Raw genomic sequence first — 18,639 nt, 5'->3', positions numbered from 1 at the left:
CACATTTCTTCACGATGCCTCAGGATTAGCCATGGGCGCCCGCTCGAGACATCAGCTTTCATCATTGCGAGCCGACGACTCGTCCGACCAGGCGAAACGGACTTGCGACTGCGGCGCCCGCGGCATCGAAGACATATGCACCAACGTCGCCGGCGCTCGCTCCTCGCAGACCGGGACATGCAGCGGCCGCCGAGGCGGTCGCATGCGATGGACGTCGAAGCCGGTGCTCACGCCTCTGCCAAGGCGGCGGTGTGGTCGCCTTTATCCCTCGGGATCCTGAACCACGCGACGTAGAGTGCAGGCAGGAACAGCAGGGTGAGCGCGGTTCCGACGACGATGCCGCCCATCATGGCGTAGGCCATCGGCCCCCAGAAGATCTCGCGCGAGATCGGGATCAGCGCCAGCGTGGCCGCCGCGGCCGTCAGCATGATCGGCCGCATGCGGTGTTCAGTGGCCTCGATGACCGCCTGCCAGGGCGCCATTCCTTCGCTGCGTAGGTGCTCGATCTGAACGACCAGGATGACGGAGTTGCGGATCAGAATGCCGATGAGCGCAAGCACGCCGAGGATCGCGACGAAGCCCATGGGTGCGTTGCTGAGCAGCAGTGCTGCGACGACGCCGATCAGGGCGGTCGGCGCAACCGCGAACACCAGGAAGAGGCGGCTGAAGCTCTGCAGCTGGATCATCAGGATCGTCGCCATCACAAACAGCATCAGCGGAGCGACTGCCGCGATCGGCCCCTGGGCATCTGCACTGGATTCGACCGCGCCGCCCACTTCCACCTTGTATCCTACGGGAAGGTTTTTCTGGAATTCTTCGACCTTCGGCTTGAGCTGTTCGACGATCGTGGCGGGTTGCGTCGGACCGACGACGGCCGCCTTGACCGTTATGGTGGGTTGCCTGTCGCGACGCCAGATCGTCGGCTGCTCGAGCTCGTAGCGGAAATTCGCCACGGCAGACAGCGGCACGACCTTGCCGTTGGAGGTGGAGAGCTGCAGATTCTCAAGCGTCTGGATGGAATCGCGCTCGGCTGCCCTGGCGCGGCCGATGACGTTGACCAGGTAGATGTCGTCTCGAACCTGGGTGGCCGTCGAGCCTTCGACGATGCCGTTGAGGGCAGTGGCGATGTCTTCGGAGGATACGCCGAGCTGGCGCGCCTTGTCCTGCAGGACATCGACCTTCACCACGCGGGACGGCTCATTCCAGTCCAGGACCATGTTCGCCAGAAGCGGGTGCGATCCCATGACGCCGGCGAACTGCTGCGAGAGGTCGCGGACCTTTTGAACATCGGGACCGCTGATCCGGTACTGGACCGGCTTGCCCACCGGCGGGCCGATGTCGAGAAGCTTGACGAAGGCGTCGGTGCCGGGGAAGGTTTTCGTCAGATAGTCCTGCAGTTCCGCCCGCACCTTGTCGCGCACGTCGAGCCCTTTGGTGACGATGATCGTCTGCCCGAACGACACGTCGGGCGTCTGCACGTCAAAGGACAAGATGAAGCGTGGCGCACCCTGGCCGACATAGGTCGTCCAATGGTCGACATCCTTGTTATCGGCCAGCATCTCCTTTTCGAACTTGGCCATCTGCCTGTTGGTTTCGGCGATCGAACTGTTGTTGGGGAGATTCCAGTCGATGACCAGCTCGGTTCTGTCCGAGTTGGGGAAGAACTGTTGCTGCACCAGCCCCATGCCGCCGATCGAAAGTGCAAAGACACCGACCGTGAGGATGATGGTGACCCAGCGCCAGCGCATCGCCAGCCCCAGGAGCCAGGAGAAGACCGAGGCGAAGCGGCCCTTCTTCTCGTGATGCGATTTCATCGTCTTCGGCAGGATCGTGACGCCGAGAAGCGGCGTGAACAGCACCGCCACCACCCAGGAAACGATCAGCGAAACTGCGATGACCACGAAAAGCGTGAAGGTGAATTCACCGGCAGCGCTGTTGTTGAGACCAACCGGAATGAAACCGGCAACGGTGACGAGCGTCCCCGTCAGCATCGGAAAGGCGGTCGATGTATAAACGTGGGTGGCGGCCTTCCTGAGATCGTCGCCCGCCTCCAGGCGGGCCACCATCATCTCGACGGCGATCATGGCATCGTCGACAAGCAGCCCGAGCGCGATGATGAGTGCGCCAAGCGAGATGCGCTGAAGCGAAATGCCGGAATATTCCATCACCACGAAGGTGATCGCCAGGACGAGCGGAATGGAGATCGCCACCACCATGCCGGCGCGAAGACCAAGGCTGATGAAGCTGATGATCAGGACGATGACGATAGCCTCGAAAAGCGCGCGGGTAAATCCGGACACCGCTTCGTCGACAACGGCCGGCTGATCGGAAACGCGGTGGACATCGACGCCGATCGGGAGATCGGCGACGACACGTTTCATCTGCGCGTCGAGCCCCTCGCCGAACTCCAGAAGATTGGCGCCCTGCTTCATGCCGATGGCAAGCCCGATCGCCGGCTGGCCGTTGAAGCGGAACAGCGCCGACGGCGGATCCACGTAGCCGCGTTTGATCGTGGCGACATCGCTCAGCGGAAAGAAGCGGTCGTTGATCCGAAGATTGATCGATCTCAGGCTGTCCTCGGAGGTGAACTGTCCGCTGACCCGCAAGGCGATGCGCTCCGGCCCGGCGTCAACGAAGCCGGACTGCGTGACGGCATTCTGCGCCTGCAGGGTCTGGATGACCGACTGTTGGTCGATCCCGAGTGCGGCGATCTGGCGTGTGGAGAATTCGAGATAGATCGCCTCGTCCTGGGCGCCGACCACATCGACCTTGCCGACGTTGGGCACGGTCAGAACCTTGGAACGGGCATCTTCCACGAGATCGCGAAGTTGGCGCTGGGTAAGGCCGTCGCTGGTGAAGGCGTAGATGTTTCCGAACACGTCGCCGAAGCGATCGTTGAAGAAAGGACCGTCGACCCCGGTCGGGAAATCGCCCTTGATGTCGGCGATCATGTTGCGGATGCGCAGCCAGGTCGGCGCGACATCCTTCGCCTTGGTCGTCGGCAGCAGCTCGACGAAGACTGTCGTCTGGCCGGCAACGGTCTCGCTCTTGGTGTAATCAAGCGATTCCAGTTCCTGGAGCTTTTTCTCGATCCTATCGGTTACCTGCCGCGTCACCTCTTCGGCGGAGGCGCCGGGCCACTGGGCGGTGATCACCATCGTCTTGATCGTGAAGTTCGGGTCTTCCTCGCGGCCGAGCTTCACGTAGGAGAAGGCGCCGGCGAGAATGAAGACGATCATGAAGTACCAGACGAGCGAACGGTGTTCGAGCGCCCAGTCGGAAAGATTGAAGGACTTCACTGGCTGATCTCCTGGTCGATCCTGATGGCCTGGCCATCTTCAAGTTGATGCACGCCTGCCATGACCACCCTTTCTCCGGGGGCGATCCCTTCGCTGACTCGGACGGTGCCGCCATCTTCGACGTCGCCGTCGATCTTGACGCGGCGAAGAGATACCTTCCTGGCCGGCGCATCGACGATCCAGACGCTCGGGCCGTCGCTGCCGACAAGGATTGCGGAGGAAGGCAGGACGATCTGCGAATCGGCTGCAATGGTTGCCGAGGCTGAGATGACGGAGCCCAGCCGGAAGGTGGCGGGGGGATCGCTCAGCGCGATTTTGGTCCTGCTCGTGCGGGTGGACGTCTCCGCCTCTGGTGCTATTTCACGCACGACTCCCGACGTGCGGATGGTCGGATCGAGCTGCAGCGCCACCTCGAAGGGCGCGCCGATCTTCAGTTTCTGGGCGGCTGCCTGGGGCACGTCGACCACGGCATCGCGCTTGTCCGGCCGTGCGATGGTCACGACCGTCTGGCCGGCCGACACCACCTGTCCGACCTCGGCCGAGGTCGCGGTCACCACCCCGTCGAATTCCGCCCGAAGCTGCGCGTAGCCGAGTTGCTCCGTGGCCTTGTCGAGATTGGCCTGCGCCTTGGCGACGGCGGCCGCGGCCGTTCGCCTTGCCTGTTCGGCCTCTTCGAGCGAGGCTTCGGTACCTGAGCGCGACTCCAGCAACGTGCGCTGGCGCTGTTCTGTGGTCACCGCGTTCCTGAGCTGGGCGTCGCTGTTCTCTACGTCCGACTGGGCGTTGCGCACGGCAAGCTCCAACGCCAGCGGATCGATGGCGGCAACGACATCATCCTTCTTGACGAGATCGCCGACATTGACGTTGCGGGCGATCATCCGCCCGAGAATCCGGAAGCCGAGTTCGGTCTCGATCGTCGGTTCGATCGTGCCGGTCAGGCTCAAGCTCGAAGACGACGTTGGCTTGGCTGTCATCGACAGCACGGGACGAGGGGCTTCCTCCTTGCTTTCCTCCTGCGACGTACAGGAGGAGATCAGGGCCGTAGCCATCATCAGTGCGACTATCTTGGGACGAATAATCACTTGGAAGCTTCCTTGACATAAGACACGATTTCACCCGGCCTGAGGAACTTGGTTCCGTCGGCCACCACGACCTCTCCTTCAGACACACCTGACTTGACGATGAAGCTGCCGGTCTCGTAGCCGGAGACATCCACCGCCCTTGCCGAAACCGCAGATGATGCGGGATCGACAATCCAGACGGCCGGCTTGCCGCCCTTGGATGTCATGGCGGACCAGGGAAGCTGGATGACGTCCTGCGAGACATAATTGAATCTTCCGACGACGGGAGCGCCGAGGGGGATCGCAGCGTCGCTCGATATCGCGACCTTGACCTTGATGGTTCCGGTGGAGGGATCGATCGTCGGCGAAATCTCGCGAACCTTGGCCGTAATCTTCTGTGAGGGGTTCGCCAGAAGGGTCACGGTCCCGTCGCCGTCGATCGGGCGCAGGAACGCGCTCTCGACCACTTCAAAGACGGCATCGCGGTCGCCGTCATGGGCCAGCGTGAAGACGACCTGGGCCGCCTGCGCCACCTGCCCGACCTCGGCATTGCGGGCGGTGATCACCCCGTCGGCGTCCGCCTTCAGCTCGGTGTAAGACAGAGTGTCCTGAGCGGTCTCCAACAGCGCCTGCGCCGACTTTGTCGATGCCTGCGCAGTCAGAAGCGCCTCCTGCGCCTGGTCGAGTGCCGCACGCGTCGTCACCTGCGTTCGAAACAGGCTCTGCTGGCGGTCGTATGCGAGTTGCGCCTGGGTTTGCTGGGCCTCAGCCGACTGAAGATTGGCTGCCCCCACATCCAGATCGGCCCTCTGCTCTTCCGGATCGATCCGCGCGAGGAGCTGCCCCGCCTTCACTGACTGTCCGACTTCCACCAGCCGCTCGATGATCTTGCCGCTGACGCGGAAGGACAGATCGGTCTGGACACGGGCGCGGACTTCGCCGGTGACCGCGCCACCTTGGACCAGCGGCTCAGGCTTGGCGACGACAACGCCGACCTGCCGTGCGGTTGGCTCAGTCGGCCCGCGCTCATCGCTGCATGATCCGAGACCGATGGCGCATGCGATCGCTGTGGCGATCAGAATGGTTCTCATAGTTGACCTCTTGCTCTCAACGGCAGCTCCTATATAATTGACTGACGCATTAGTCAATGAAACTTTGCGCCGCGGGGAACGAGGACGCATGCAACAGGTGGAGGGTCAGAAAATGGCAGCCCAGAAGAAGATCACGCGCGCGGAACAGAAGGCGCTGCGGCCCATCCAGATTCTCGATGCCGCCTTCGAGGAATTCGTGAGAAGCGGTTTCGCGGGCACGCGCGTCGAAGACATCGCCGACAGGGTCGGCGTCACCAAGGGAACGGTCTATGTCTACTTCGAGACGAAGGAGAAGCTTTTCGAAGCCATGATCCACCACTTCTCCGTGCCGTTTCAGGAGCTGCTGGGGATCACCGAGAGCCTCAGCGGCAGCGCCGCCGACCGGCTGATTTCCATTCTCGGCCTGCTCTACGAACAAATCGCCGAGGATCGCACGACCCGCGAGCTGACGCGGCTCGTCATTGCCGAAGGGCATCGATTCCCCGACCTGATCGACCGCCACCACGATCAGTTCATTGAACCGATCATCGCCAAGGTCGACGCTCTTATTCTCGAGGGTGTGGCGTCAGGGGAGTTTCGCGAAGTTCCGGTGGAATTCTCCGACATCGTGGTCGCGCCCATCCTGACGACGACAGTTCTGCGGCTGATATTCGACGACCGCCGCGTGCCCACTCCCAACAAGGAGGCCTTCCTGCGGGCCTATTTCGACCTGCTGCTCAACGGCCTGCTTGCCAAACCTCACTGATGGCCGAACGACGAATAATTCCGTGCCAAACACGTAGCTTTTTTGAAGTTTTTATGTAAAAACATCGAGTTAGCTATGCCTTCGAAGGCACGACCTCAATTCGTGACGGAAAAAGTGGAACGCAAAGTCAATCTCAAGGATGTCGCGCGCGATGCTGACGTATCGCTGAGCACGGCCTCGCACGCGCTGAACGGAACCGCACCGCTGACGATCGAGGTACGCGAGAGGGTTCTGGATTCGGCAAAACGCCTGGGTTACCTCGACCGCCGGCGGAAGAAGGCGACGATCGCGACCTTGCGCGTCCTGCTTCTCGCCATTCCCGACGATGCCGCGCCGGAGAGCGACCTCAACCTGGTGAGTTGGACGATCCTCAACGGTCTTCGCAGGGAGTGCGAACGCCGCGGCATCAGGATCGTACCCTTCGTTAGCACCGGCCGCCGCATCGACGGCGCTCGGGTCAGGCAGATCGCGCTGTCGGAGCGCGCCGACGGCATCGTGGTCCTGAACGACGATCAGCCGGAATTGATCCGAAGCCTCGCCTCTCCTGATATGCCGGTCGTCATCGTCAACGGCGAAGATCCCACCATGCTGGTCGATACGGTCACCCCCGAAAACCGCTTCGGGGCGAGGCTCGGCATCGAGCACCTGCTGGGGCTCGGGCATCGCCGCATCCTGCACCTGACCTGGAAGGGCCGCACGACGATCCAGCGCCGATATGACGGCTTTTCCGATGCCTATTTCGCCGCGCAGCTTCCGGTGCCCGACGATATGATCGTCGAGGCCGAGGGGTATGAGCCCCGGCACGGCGAGGCTGCGATCAATGCGCTGCTCGACCGCGATGCCACGATGAAAGGCGCGACCGCCGTCTTCTGCGCGGCCGACAATCTGGCGCTCGGATGCCTGAAGGCATTGGCCGATCGCGACATCCGCGTGCCCGAAGCGATATCAGTGCTGGGGTTCGACGATATCGTCCCCGGCGAATTCAGCCGCCCGCCGTTGTCGACGATCAGCGTACCCACAGACAGGCTCGGCGCGGCCGCCTTGGCGCTCATCGAACAGCGGCTGATCGCCAACGACCCGCAGCGGCCGGCCCATCGCCTGGAACTCGGTTGCCATCTCGTCTTGAGGGGCAGCATCGCGCCGCCGCGCGAGAACGCAACGCATCGAGCCTGATCGATGCGGTACCTTCGGAGAGCACGATGACCAAAATCCTTGCTGCAGCCCTATCGATCTCATTGTGTATCATGATCGATGCTTCGATAGCCGTTGCGTCCGACGCTAAAGAAACCTTGCAAATTCCCAAGATCTTTAGTGCAGTGAAGCTTCGAGATTGCAACCACTACGATAGTAAAGAACGTCGCGCTTGCGAGGCGACCACACTCAGGCTTGGATACTTTAGCTGGGGTCTTTTGTTCGCAGCTCGAGGCTTCGATCTAACTCCGAGAATCCTGCGCGGCGACCTTAAAGCGTTCCGCGAGTTCGTGAAAGACGATCCCGTTTATTCAAGCCAAGCGTCGGCGGTAGAGGCTTTCTTGAGAAAGCCCTTCGAAATATGCGCCTCTGAAGGCTGCGGAAAATACCTGGGTCTATCGGAACGGGAACTAGAGGCTACCTCGGCGGAGTTCAACGAGAGTCGACAGTCGATGATTTGTCTTCTCAAACGAGACCGGTCGAAAGACAATGCGGGCGGCGCGCTCCACGATCGGACATTGCTCACCGATGTTTGGCAAATGCAGCGCGGCCTGATCCCATCCTGTGCGCCGGTATCGATTGCTGTTGAAGAAATTATTAGGCGCGCCTTCCGTAGTTAGCTAGCGCAAGCGCTCGGCCCGCAAGCGCGTATCGCGCGGGCTTTCTCCAAAGGCGCTGCGGTAGACACTGGAAAACCTGCCGGCATGAGAAAAACCCCACATCGCGCAGATTTCCCGAACGGATCGCTGATTCATCGGATCCCGCAACTGGTCGCGGGCTGCCTGCAGCCTGATCGTGCGCAAGTAACTGCCCGGTGAAGTTCCCCTGAAGGCCTTGAAGCCCGTTTGCAGCGCCCGAAGTGAAACACCGACGTCATCCGCAATCATCGTCATGGTGAGGGGCTCTGCGATATTGGCGTGCATATAGTCGATAGCACGTCGGACATGCCAAGGCGCGACCAACGATACTTTGTTTTTTTCCAGATAGCCGGAAAAACGGTGAGAGCCAAATCGGATCACGAGATTCGCAAGCGTTTCGCTCATTCCTGCCATGGCAAGCGGTGAAGACAGAAGCGGACCGTCATCGAGCATGCCCCGCACGATCGTCTGCGCCAGGCTGCCGATAAGCTGACCCGATGGTGTTGCGAGATCCAGAACGGGTTCTAGGTCAAGCGAATCGAGGATCGGCGTTTCCACCAGTGAAACGAGCATTCGTCTCACAATTTTCCAGTCCAGGAACAGCGCATCCGAGCGGTGCGGGCCGCCCTGGACGAAACGATCGCCGGCCTGATGGTTGTTGGCCATGAGAAGATGACCCGCCTCACTTTCAACCACCCTTTTTCCAATGGACAGTCGAAAGGATCCGGTGTGCGGGATGTAAAACGCGAGGTGTTGCGGCGTCTCCTCGAGCGTTCGAATCGTCCAGGAACTCTGATAAACCGAATGGAGCGCCGTAAATGGCCCGCTTGTTCTCAGGTCCGCTGCCCAAGCAAAAGCCCGATCTTTGCTCAGCGGCTTGGCGCTAAAGGCTCCGTAGCCTGCCGAATAGGCTTGCACCATCGACTCGAAGTCCCTGCCTTCATGCGTCGGCGCAAACCCGTATGTCTCACGCTCAGGAGCGCGCGCCGTGCTCTCGGATCTCAACGATATCCCCTCTGCCGTCGTGAATTGTGATCCCGGCTGGCTTGGCCAATCTCAATGGAGTAAGCAGGGCCGGCAAACCGGGGCTCGAATTCCTTGTTTGACAGAAGCAAAACGCCCTCCCAATCTGGTTCACACTCACAGTGTAAATCAAACCGAACCCAAAATGAAGTATGATCCGCTAGACCACATCGCCGCGCATTTTTTGCGAGACACGCAAGCTGTGCGCGTCGCGTCCCGCAACGAACGCGACCTGTTGCGGCTGATCTGGAAGTCTCCGGGCATTGAGCGCTCCGACCTAACCGAGCCGCTCGATCTCACCCAGCAATCGTTGCACAGGATCGTCGCGCGGCTTCATGAGCGAGGGATGATTGTCTTTTCCACATCGGAAACCCGGCGCCCCGGGCCGCCCAGTCCGGAGCTGACCCTTTGCAAAGACTGGTGTTTAACCCTGGGCATCTCTGTGAACGTCGGCTCGATCGGCCTTTGCCTCATGGGTTTCGGCGAACCTCTGGAAAACATGGAAATTCCCCAGGTAGGCACCTCGTTAGCCGTTGAAATGGAGCGGATCGAAGCGGCGGTCGAAGAGCTGCTTGCCCGCCGGGGCGCCAAACGACGTGACGTCCTCGGCGTTGGCCTGGCGGTCGCCGGCCACCGGATGCTGGAGACGGCCTTCAACTGTCCTTTGCCGCTCGCTCATTGGTCATTGATCGATTTGGCGCCTTTGCTCGGAGAGCAGCTCGGCCTGCCGGTCTGGGCAGACAATGTCGCGAGAACCGCCGCCTTGGCGGAAGCAATTTTCGGTGTCGGCCGCGACATCGCTGATTTCGCCTATATCGCCCACCTTCACGGATACGGGGGCGGCCTCGTTTCCGGAGGCATGCCGTTTCGCGGCAGTTTCGGAAATGCCGGCGAATATTCCGTTCTCTTCGGGCGTGAGGAATACGACGATCGCCCTGCACTCAGCCTCTTGCTTCAACACCTTCATGCCAAGGGACGCTCGAACTTGACCCTCAGGGACTTAAAGAACGAAAACCTGGTGGATTGGGATGGCGTTGCGGAGTGGGTCGACCGCGTCGCGCCGGCCCACAACAAAGCCATCAATGCGATCTGCGCAGTATTCGACCCGGCCTTGATCGTGCTTGGCGGCGAGCTTCCGCATTCACTCGCGAGAATGCTTATCGAACGGACCGAATTCAATAATCTACCTCGGCATGGCGTATTACGTGACGTCCCAAGCCTTGCCGTGGCGCGCATAATCGATGCCCCCGGTGCAATCGGCGCGGCCTTGATCCCGCTGATCGAAACCGTTTTGTGATATTCGCAGGAGGTATCGACCGCCGAAGCGCGCCGCATGAACCGAGTTCTATACGACGCGCCTCAGCCGGAGGTCGGCGTGGTTGGGTTCTTCGACGCTTGCGAGAGATCTCTCTCAATGCAGGCCCACTTACTTCATCCCTGTTCCGGCGATGCCCGTGGTGATGTACTTCTGCAGAAACAGGAAGACGACGGTGACGGGCAGCAGGCTGAGGAACGTCATCGCCAGGATATAGTGCCACTGCACCGAGAACTCCCCCTGGAATGCGTTCAGGCCGACCTGCAGCGTGAAATTCTCACGGCTGTTGAGGACGATCAGCGGCCAGAGGAAGTCGTTCCAGCGCCAGAGCACCGAAAAGATCGCCAGCACCGCCAGAGCCGGCGCCGTCAGCGGCAGGATGATGCGCCAGAAGATGCAGAATTCGCTTGCCGCATCGACGCGCGCCGCCTCTATCAGCTCGTCGGGTATAGTCAGCATATATTGCCGCAGCAAGAAGACGGCGGTCGGAGAGGCGACCGTCGGCAGGATGACGCCCCAGAGGTTGTCGGCAAGCCCAACTCCGACGATGACGAGATAGGCCGGCACCATGACGACGGCGAGCGGGATCATCAGCGTCGAAATGATGATGACGAAGACCGTCGTATCACCGGGAAATTTGTATTTCGACAGGGCGAAAGCCGCCATGGCGTTGACGATCAGCGTCAACAGCGTTGCGACGAAGGTGACGAACACCGAATTCTTGAGGAAGGTCAGGAAGTTGAAGCGCGTCAACGGATCGGTGTAATTCTGCGTGGCGACCGTCAGCTTCTGCACCGGCGTCAGCCCCTTGACGTCGACGCTGACCGGTGATCCCGGATTTGCCGGATCGACCATCTGGGCCTTGAGGCCGATGCGGCGAATCATGGCCATTTCGCGCATCTGGCCGTCGACGGTAACCTGCCAGAGGCTGAGCGGCTTGTCGAAGCCGGGCACGGTCTGTTCGACGGCGGCCCGGGGAAGCAGCGTCGGCGGAAACCGGGTGATCTCAGCCGCCGGCTTCAGCGAGGAGAGGCCCGCCCAGAGAACCGGAAGCAACACCACGAAGGTTCCGCCGACCAGCCAGACCCATGACAATATGTCGGTTATATCAATGCGTCCGGCTCGGCGTGTGCGCGTGAAAAAGCTGGTCTGGTTCATCTCAGGACTCCATTCGCTTGCCGATGCGCAGCTGTATGAGGGTAAGAACCAGAAGCACCAGCCCCATGAGAACCGATGCAGCGGAGGCCAGTCCGAAGAGGCGAAGATCGCTGCCGAAAGCCATCTGGTAGATATATTGGACGATGAAGCTGTTGGCCGTGCCGGGGCCTCCGCCATTGGTCAAGACCCAGGCCTCGTCGAAGATCTGGACGGATTTGATCATCAAAAGAATGAACACGACCAAGAGGTTCGGGGCGAGCAACGGAAGCGTGATTCTGAACAGCGTGCGGCGCGGCGAAGCGGCATCGATGGAGGCAGCCTCGTAGAGCTCCTTCGGGATAGCCTGGAGGCCGGCAAGCAGGATCAGGGTATAAAAACCCATGTGAAACCAGACCGATACCGCGACGACGAAGAAGCGCGACCAGCCGACATCAAGCAGGAAGATTTCAGGGGGAACGCCGATCATCTGGAAGAAGGCGTTCAGGAGCCCGTTACGATCGAGGAACCATTTCCAGATGAGACCGATGACGACGGGAGACAGCAAGACGGGATAGAAGAACATCGCCCTGAAGAAGCCGCGCGCGACGATCGCCCGATTGAGGATCAGCGCCGTGATCAGCGCCACGAGCAATGTGGCGACGACATTGAAGGCTACGAACCAGAGCGTGTTCCACACGGCCGTCCAGAACAGCGATTCCTGACAGGTTCCCGGCTGCAGATAATTGCCGCAGGAAAGCAGCGTGCGGAAATTGTCCAGGCCGACGAAGGGACGCTCCGACACGAAAAGGTTTGTGCCGCCGGTAAAGGCGTAACCGATCGCGATCGCGATCGGAAGGAACGTGAAGATAGCAAACAGTACGAGGTTCGGGGCCAGGAACAGCCATGGCATACGCTTGCGGCCGAAGATGCGCTCGATCAGATTTATCGGGGCTTCGACCACTCTCATCGCCGTTTCCCCTGTCTGGGTCAGCAATGCACCTGCCTTGAGCGCCGCCATGTTCAGCGCCTCCCCTGTCCGGGCCGCCGGGCAAAAGCCAGGGCGCTTTCGGGATCGAACAGATGAACCCGCCCCGGGGCGGCATCGATCAGGATGTGATCACCAGGGGCCGGCGCGAAATGGCCGGCCTCATGAATGATCATCTGCTCGTCCTGACCTGCAAGGTTGCCGTAGACATAGGTCTCGGTCCCGAGGCCCTCATGATACTGGACGATGAACGGCAGGCCCTGCTCGCTGGAACGGGAAAAATGCGCGGGCCGGATGCCGGCGAGAACGGCCTGTCCGACCGCAATGCCGGCGAGATCGACATCGCTGACGATGCTGCCGCCATTGCCGACATCGATGGTGACGCCGCTTTCGCTGATGCCTGATATCTTGCCCTTGATGATGTTCATGCGCGGCGAGCCGAGGAAGCCGGCGACGAAGAGATTGCGCGGGCTATCGAACAGGTCCAGCGGCGCACCGACCTGCTCGACCCGCCCGGCGCGAAGCACGACGATCTTGTCGGCCATTGTCATCGCCTCGACCTGGTCATGCGTGACGTAGATCATCGTCGTCTTGATTTCGCGGTGCAGCTTGGTGATCTCGGCCCGGGTCTGAACGCGCAACGCGGCGTCGAGATTCGACAGCGGTTCGTCGAACAGGAAAATGTCCGGTTCGCGCACGATGGCCCGGCCGATCGCCACGCGTTGGCGCTGGCCGCCCGAAAGCTGCTTCGGGCGCCGGTCCAGATAAGGTTCGATCGCCAGCATCCTGGCGGCTTCGGCAATCCGCGCCTCGATCTCGGCGCGCTTGAACTTCAGGTTCTCCAGGCCGAAAGCGAGGTTCTTGCGAACGCTCATATGCGGATAGAGCGCGTAGGACTGGAAGACCATCGCGATCTTCCGCTCGGCTGGCGAGAGCGCGCTGACGTCGCGCCCCCCGATCGCGATTGCGCCCTCCGTGACCTCTTCGAGGCCGGCGATGACACGCAGCAGGGTCGACTTGCCGCATCCCGACGGACCGACGAAGACGACGAACTCGCCGTCTTGGATATCGAGTTCGACGTCATGCAGGACTTTGACCGAGCCATACGATTTGTTGACGTTGGAAAGTTTCAGTTCTGCCATGCCCCACTCCCATCAGGTGCCGCCGTTTCGAAGACGGCGTTGTTTTTGTTCCAGCCTTGCGGCAGCGGTGTCGGTCTTGTGATCCGCACCTCGTTCATCACTATCCCGACGACATCAGCCACGTAGACGGCCGGCATTCCCCCCGGATAGTGCTCAAGACCGATCACCCGACCGTCGGACCCGCGGGTCCAGGCATTCGCACGGCCGCCGCCATCGGCTTTCGGGGAAAGGTCCGCGTTCGTCGGACGCAGGTCGTAGGATCGCGCCGTACCGAGTTGCCCAGGCTGCTGATCGATGGCGATGCGCGCAAGCGATGCGTTCCTGATACCGGCCGACGAGGTCGAAATGATCGTGATCGCCCCCTCCATCCGGCCGGTTATGTCCTCGACGATGAGATTTTCGATGGCGCCTGCCGTGCGCTCCGCGACACGGTCGACCACATTGACGGTCAGCGCCTCCCCCGAGCCCCAGAAACCATCGGAGGTCTCGCGGCACTCCACCGCAATTCTCGAAAACCTCACATTCGATATCCGGCCGCCGTCGCGGGAAAATATGCCGAGCGCCCTGTTGGAGGATGAGACGTTGCAATCCTCGAACACGACATTGGTGACGTCGCCATGCGTTTCCGTGCCGATCTTCAGCGCACAGCTGAGGCTCTCAACGGAGCAGCGGCGCACAAGAATGTTTTCGCATCGTCCGATGGCGACACGATCGGGGCCGATACTCGTCTTCAGGCATATGCCGTCGTCGGCCGTCGATATCCGGCAGTCCTCGATGACGGCGCCGCGGCAGGCATCCAGTACGATGCCGTCGGTATTGGGAAGGCGGCGGTCGTTGTCGATGGTCACGTTCCTGACCGCGACATCGGCGCAGTTGACGAAGTGCAGCGTCCACATCGGCGAGCGGCAAATATGGACGGAGCTGATCTCGACCTCGTCGCAGCCTTCGAACACCACGACACGGGGACGAAATTCGGCCGGGATGAAGGTTCCCACCGTCTCGTCGTCTCCCACAATGAAGCTGTCACAACCGGCTTCGATGCGCCCCGCCCCCGTCAGGCTGATCCGCCGTGCATCCTTGGCGACGATCATGCCGCGGTCCGACTTTTCGGCGATCACGGAAACACTCGTATGCGCATAGGCCTCGTAGTCCGGAGCGGGACGCAGGATCGCGCCGGCGGCCAGGTGAAGGTCGACGCCGGATTTGAGCTGGAGCCCGCGGCAGACATGGATGCCGGCCTTGAGCTCCACGCGTCCGCCGCCCGAAGCCGACAGTCCGTCGATGGCCGCCTGCAGGCGGCCCGTATCGTCACCTTCCGCCGGCTCGATCGCGACAAGTGACACGGGGCTCATTGGCGCTCGCCGTTCTCGAGAAAGACTTCCGTCAGGAGCAGCATGGTCAGCGCCTGGCCATAAGGCGTCGGCACGTTGGGGATGCGCCTGTAGAAATCGAGGTCATGGCCCATCGGCGTGCCGTCCGAGACGCCGTGGACGACACCTTCTTCGTCGATCTGCGCCAGCACCGCCGCAAACGCGCGCTCCGCATGAGCCCTGTCGTCTTTGTCGAGAATGCCGGCATCGATGGCGCGCAATATGCCATAGGCAATGCCTGCCGTGGCTGAGGTTTCCAGCGGCGAGGACGGATCGTCCAGAAGCGTCGTGAACATTCCGTCCGGCCGCTGGCATGCTTTCAAGGAGCGCACCTGGCTGACCAGAACGTTCGACAGAAAACGCCGGTCCTTCTCGCCGAGCGTTGGGACGAGATCGAAGAGCTCGGGGATGGCGACCGTGATCCAGGCATTGCCGCGCGCCCAGAAGGCATTGGCGAAATTGTGCCGTCCGTTGAAGGTCCAGCCGTGATACCAGAGCCCGCTGACCGGATCGGAGAGATAGCGGGTGTGGATCACGAATTGATAGACGGCCTCGTCGATCCACTCGCTGCGCTCGCAGAGCACGCCGGCCCGGGCGAGGAACAGGCAGGCCATGAACAGCGTATCGTCCCACAATTCACCGTCGTTGAGGCGCTCCTTGACGACGTGCTGAAAGCCGCCGTCCTCGGTCTTCGGCAGTTCCTTGACGAGCCATTCGGCCCAGTCCTCGACGAGAGCGCGAAAATCGGAGCGGTCGACATGCTGGACGAGGATCGCAAGCGGCAGCATCGGCGCGGTGCTGTTGATCTGGCGCGGCGGCAGGCCGCGTTCGATCTGGCCGGCATACCAGGCAACGAGCTCCTCCAGCGCTTTCTGATCATTGGTGGAAATGGCGCGCCGCAGGAAGCCGTAAAGGCCGACGCCGACTTCCCAGTCCCATTCGTCGAACTGGATTCCGGAGGCGGAATTTCCCGTCACGAGACCTTCCTTGATGCCCCTGAGCCGGCTGAACGCCGTTGCCACGCGATCGATCGTCGTCAGGAGGGCGGCGTTATCGACAGATGCTGTGTTCATGCTGGAGACCTATGTTTCAGGAGTAGAACGGCCCGTCAGTGCCGGCGCGGGAGGCTGCACTGTCGTGGGTGAGGATCGGGTGCGGCTGCTCGTGCGTGAAGGGCTTCGCCTTGCCGCCGATCGAAAGACCATCAACATAGGACAGGCAGATCGCCGAGCCGCCGGGCGGTGTCAGGGAGAGACGCCGAAGCCCGGGATCGAAGGAAACCGTCGTCTGGCCCAGGCGTTCGATGAACGTCTTGAAGGCGCCGTCGTTACCGCATCCGACGATACCAGCCCAGCCGCACAATGGTCCGTAGGAGCGCACCTCGCGGCCGGCGGTCGGGCCATCGGTGATCAGTTCCAGGCCGTTCGACGCCCAGAGGGCGGAAAATCCCCTGCCTGATCGGGCAATCAGCCATTTGTCTTCGATAGTGAGGTCGTCTAGCCCGTCGCGGCCGATATAGGCGTGCGTCCATGCGTGCCGTGCGTCGCTTGTGTCCTCGATCAGCAGGGCGACGTCGCGATGCTGGGCAACGCGCGGCAGGATGCCGTTGCCGGCCCAATAGGACGGCCGTTGATTGCCCCAGGGATCGTCCTCACCGGGATGATTGACCCACAGCCTCGCCATCGGATGGCCGGCCAACCTGATGTCGAGGACATGCTGCTGGTGCCCCTTCTGGCCGGTCTTGTGATCGACGACCGTCGAAAGCTGCGCCGCCTGGTTCTTGAACAGCACGAGTTTTCCGCTCTCCAGCCCCTGGCTGTAACGCGCCTCGACGCTTCTGCCCCGCGACAGCGAAGCAAGCTCGGCGAGATCGGCCGGCGGCTCGTAGCCGCCGGCGCAGAACATCGTCAGTGCCGCAACGCCGTTGTTGAGCCAGCCGGTTCCGAAGGCGACCTGTGCGAAGGGCGCAAGCTCGGTCAGCGGGCCGGCGCGCAGCTCCTTGTCGTAAGCGCGTCCCTGGGATCCTGCCGGAACGCCCGCGAGCGTGTGAAGGGCGATCATGCGGAAGATGAGATCGACTTGGCCCCGTGCCCGATCGGCGATCTCGCTCTCCGCCCAGCGCTCCAGCGCCAGCAGGCCGATGAAATCGATCGGGTAATAGGCGGCCGAGTTCCACTCCGCCAACCCATGGGCTTCGACGCTGTCGAACCAGCGACCGAGGCGCTGGCGCGCGAGTTCCGCTTGCTGCCGCCCCGTCCTGCCCGAGGCTGAAAACACCTCGTCGGGCAGGAGAAGTCCCGCCAGCAATTGGCTCGTATGAAAGCAGAGCACATGGTTCTCGCTCCAGAACCACATCGCGTCATTGCCCGGCTCGTCGACCCAGTAACGATAGGAACGGACAGAATGCCGGATGCGGTCGATGGTGGCCCTGGGCATCCGGTCGCCATAGGCGCCGAGCAGCCATAACAGCGGCACCATGATGAAATCCGAGCAATCCTCCCGCGCATCGATGGAGGCGAGCGTCGCGTCGATGATGCGGTCGAAGCTTTCCTGGTCGTGGTGACCGGTTTCCATCATGGCGATCAGGCGCCCGACGCGGTTTGCGCCGAAGCGGGCGCTGTATTCCAGCGCGTGGCGTTTGCGGGCGGCGAGCGACGTCTCTGATGGCACCGGCGAAATGCTGCTCATGAAGGCGGCATCGATGACGCGCGTAACCGAACCCGTGCCGCTGCCGATCGTCATATGCACGCCGTGATAACCGTCCGCAATGCCGCAGACGTCGTCGGCCGTGAGGCTGCTCTGATGCGCCTTGAGCGTCAATCGGGAGTGCGCGAGAACGGGCCGTTCGTGGCCATGGCCGACGACCTTGAGTTCCACCGGCAGGTCGCGTTCGGGCGCCGTGCCGAAGATGATCTCCAGCGGCTGATTGACGAAGACGTCGCGGGCCGGGCGCACGCCGCGCGCAAGGGCTTCCAGCTCGCGGACCTCATCCTGATCAAGCGATACGGGCAGCAGCACGCAGAGCGGCTCCTCGTCCAGCATCTCGAGTTCGAAGAACCATGTCGTGTCGCGCTCGGCGAGGTCTTCGGTATGGACGAGAATCTGGTTGTCGCCCGCCTTAAGCGGCAGGCTTATGTCGGTTGCGCTCTCGACGTTGCGCTTGAAGGGTTCGAAGCGCACTTCCTCCTGTCCGTTGACCCATATGCGAACGCCGCCGCAGGTTCTCAGCCTGAGATTGAGCGTTCGCGCGGTCTCCGTCCTGAACGTGCCCTTCAGCCATCGCCTGAGATGCGTCGGCACGTGCCAGAAACCGGTGAACTCGACGCGGCGATTCGAGCCGGGAAGATTGAGGCTTTCGGTCGGCCAGGCTGTGTCGGGCAGCAGCGGCCGCCCGACCATGGTCGACCAGAAGGCCTTGCGGCAGGGCAAGTCGCCGACATCGACGAAACCGTTGATGAAACGATAGTTCACGCGGTCTTCGGCCGGCGCGGGCTCACCGGGAAAATAGCTGGCGATGAGGCCGGAAACGGCCCATGCCGTAATCGTCTGGCCCTCGGCCACGCTGTATGCCGGCGTCATCTCGCCCGGCTGCTTGCTGGATTCCGTTTTCACAGACCGCCTCCTCCGCAATTCTATGAAAAT

General features: G+C 61.7%; 14 protein-coding genes. 4 read left to right on the top strand and 10 right to left on the bottom strand.

The genetic code is table 11. The annotated features are described in order from the left end of the window. Positions 1–227: 227 nt before the first annotated feature. Genes ACIPSK_RS05995 through ACIPSK_RS05985 form a run of 3 tightly spaced genes read right to left on the bottom strand, consistent with a single transcriptional unit; the run spans position 228 to position 5,451 of the window. Entirely contained in the window at positions 228–3,299 is a 3,072-nt protein-coding gene (locus ACIPSK_RS05995) for an efflux RND transporter permease subunit (RefSeq protein ID WP_446532675.1), read from the bottom strand. Further along, the gene (locus ACIPSK_RS05990; RefSeq protein WP_446532674.1) at positions 3,296–4,381 is read right to left on the bottom strand and encodes an efflux RND transporter periplasmic adaptor subunit; all 1,086 of its coding nucleotides are present in this window, start codon (positions 4,379–4,381) and stop codon (positions 3,296–3,298) included. Before ACIPSK_RS05990 ends, ACIPSK_RS05995 begins: the two co-directional genes overlap by 4 nt. Further along, entirely contained in the window at positions 4,378–5,451 is a 1,074-nt protein-coding gene (locus ACIPSK_RS05985; RefSeq protein ID WP_446532673.1) for an efflux RND transporter periplasmic adaptor subunit, read from the bottom strand. Before ACIPSK_RS05985 ends, ACIPSK_RS05990 begins: the two co-directional genes overlap by 4 nt. Before the next feature lie 112 nt (positions 5,452–5,563). On the opposite strand from ACIPSK_RS05985, the gene ACIPSK_RS05980 reads away from it, so the two are divergent. The 3 genes from ACIPSK_RS05980 to ACIPSK_RS05970 all read left to right on the top strand — a co-directional run bounded on the left by ACIPSK_RS05980 (position 5,564) and on the right by ACIPSK_RS05970 (position 8,007). Then, positions 5,564–6,196 carry a TetR/AcrR family transcriptional regulator gene (locus ACIPSK_RS05980; protein ID WP_162116331.1) on the top strand — a complete coding sequence of 211 codons (633 nt, stop codon included), beginning with the start codon at positions 5,564–5,566 and terminating at the stop codon, positions 6,194–6,196. Positions 6,197–6,271: 75 nt separating this feature from the next. Then, positions 6,272–7,369 (top strand): LacI family DNA-binding transcriptional regulator, encoded by a 1,098-nt coding sequence (locus ACIPSK_RS05975; protein WP_446532672.1) that lies wholly within the window; start codon positions 6,272–6,274, stop codon positions 7,367–7,369. Positions 7,370–7,395: 26 nt separating this feature from the next. Then, positions 7,396–8,007 (top strand): hypothetical protein, encoded by a 612-nt coding sequence (locus ACIPSK_RS05970; RefSeq protein ID WP_017967458.1) that lies wholly within the window; start codon positions 7,396–7,398, stop codon positions 8,005–8,007. Here ACIPSK_RS05970 and ACIPSK_RS05965 read toward each other — a convergent pair whose 3' ends face one another. After that, positions 8,008–9,030, bottom strand: coding sequence for a helix-turn-helix domain-containing protein (locus ACIPSK_RS05965; protein WP_017967459.1), 1,023 nt, complete (start codon positions 9,028–9,030; stop codon positions 8,008–8,010). Positions 9,031–9,193: 163 nt separating this feature from the next. On the opposite strand from ACIPSK_RS05965, the gene ACIPSK_RS05960 reads away from it, so the two are divergent. Further along, positions 9,194–10,345, top strand: a complete 1,152-nt coding sequence (locus ACIPSK_RS05960) for an ROK family transcriptional regulator (RefSeq protein WP_446532671.1) — start codon at positions 9,194–9,196, stop codon at positions 10,343–10,345. 129 nt (positions 10,346–10,474) lie between these two features. On the opposite strand, the gene ACIPSK_RS05955 is transcribed toward ACIPSK_RS05960, so the two are convergent. Genes ACIPSK_RS05955 through ACIPSK_RS05930 form a run of 6 tightly spaced genes read right to left on the bottom strand, consistent with a single transcriptional unit; the run spans position 10,475 to position 18,609 of the window. Continuing rightward, positions 10,475–11,521 (bottom strand): carbohydrate ABC transporter permease, encoded by a 1,047-nt coding sequence (locus ACIPSK_RS05955; RefSeq protein ID WP_446532670.1) that lies wholly within the window; start codon positions 11,519–11,521, stop codon positions 10,475–10,477. Position 11,522: 1 nt separating this feature from the next. Further along, entirely contained in the window at positions 11,523–12,518 is a 996-nt protein-coding gene (locus ACIPSK_RS05950) for a carbohydrate ABC transporter permease (protein ID WP_222331884.1), read from the bottom strand. 2 nt (positions 12,519–12,520) lie between these two features. Then, positions 12,521–13,627, bottom strand: coding sequence for an ABC transporter ATP-binding protein (locus tag ACIPSK_RS05945; protein WP_446532669.1), 1,107 nt, complete (start codon positions 13,625–13,627; stop codon positions 12,521–12,523). After that, the gene (pglB, locus tag ACIPSK_RS05940; RefSeq protein WP_446532668.1) at positions 13,615–14,979 is read right to left on the bottom strand and encodes a polygalacturonase PglB; all 1,365 of its coding nucleotides are present in this window, start codon (positions 14,977–14,979) and stop codon (positions 13,615–13,617) included. The genes ACIPSK_RS05945 and pglB overlap by 13 nt, the downstream gene beginning before the upstream one ends. Continuing rightward, on the bottom strand, positions 14,976–16,070 hold the full coding sequence (gene bglB / locus ACIPSK_RS05935) for a beta-galactosidase BglB (protein ID WP_446532667.1): 1,095 nt from the start codon (positions 16,068–16,070) through the stop codon (positions 14,976–14,978). Before bglB ends, pglB begins: the two co-directional genes overlap by 4 nt. A 16-nt stretch (positions 16,071–16,086) precedes the next feature. After that, on the bottom strand, positions 16,087–18,609 hold the full coding sequence (locus ACIPSK_RS05930) for a hypothetical protein (RefSeq protein ID WP_446532666.1): 2,523 nt from the start codon (positions 18,607–18,609) through the stop codon (positions 16,087–16,089). Between the last annotated feature and the right edge of the window lie 30 nt (positions 18,610–18,639).

It is taken from the genome of Rhizobium sp. LARHSG275, from assembly GCF_052871115.1.
This window is presented reverse-complemented; position numbering and strand designations above follow the sequence as displayed.

What these genes read in the sequence shown, in the direction of transcription:
- ACIPSK_RS05985 (WP_446532673.1), bottom strand. Translation starts at nt 5,451, where the DNA reads ATGAGAACCATTCTGATCGCCACAGCGATCGCATGCGCCATCGGTCTC.
- ACIPSK_RS05970 (WP_017967458.1), top strand. Translation starts at nt 7,396, where the DNA reads ATGACCAAAATCCTTGCTGCAGCCCTATCGATCTCATTGTGTATCATG.
- pglB (WP_446532668.1), bottom strand. Translation starts at nt 14,979, where the DNA reads ATGAGCCCCGTGTCACTTGTCGCGATCGAGCCGGCGGAAGGTGACGAT.
- bglB (WP_446532667.1), bottom strand. Translation starts at nt 16,070, where the DNA reads ATGAACACAGCATCTGTCGATAACGCCGCCCTCCTGACGACGATCGAT.
- ACIPSK_RS05945 (WP_446532669.1), bottom strand. Translation starts at nt 13,627, where the DNA reads ATGGCAGAACTGAAACTTTCCAACGTCAACAAATCGTATGGCTCGGTC.
- ACIPSK_RS05960 (WP_446532671.1), top strand. Translation starts at nt 9,194, where the DNA reads ATGAAGTATGATCCGCTAGACCACATCGCCGCGCATTTTTTGCGAGAC.
- ACIPSK_RS05950 (WP_222331884.1), bottom strand. Translation starts at nt 12,518, where the DNA reads ATGGCGGCGCTCAAGGCAGGTGCATTGCTGACCCAGACAGGGGAAACG.
- ACIPSK_RS05980 (WP_162116331.1), top strand. Translation starts at nt 5,564, where the DNA reads ATGGCAGCCCAGAAGAAGATCACGCGCGCGGAACAGAAGGCGCTGCGG.
- ACIPSK_RS05975 (WP_446532672.1), top strand. Translation starts at nt 6,272, where the DNA reads ATGCCTTCGAAGGCACGACCTCAATTCGTGACGGAAAAAGTGGAACGC.
- ACIPSK_RS05955 (WP_446532670.1), bottom strand. Translation starts at nt 11,521, where the DNA reads ATGAACCAGACCAGCTTTTTCACGCGCACACGCCGAGCCGGACGCATT.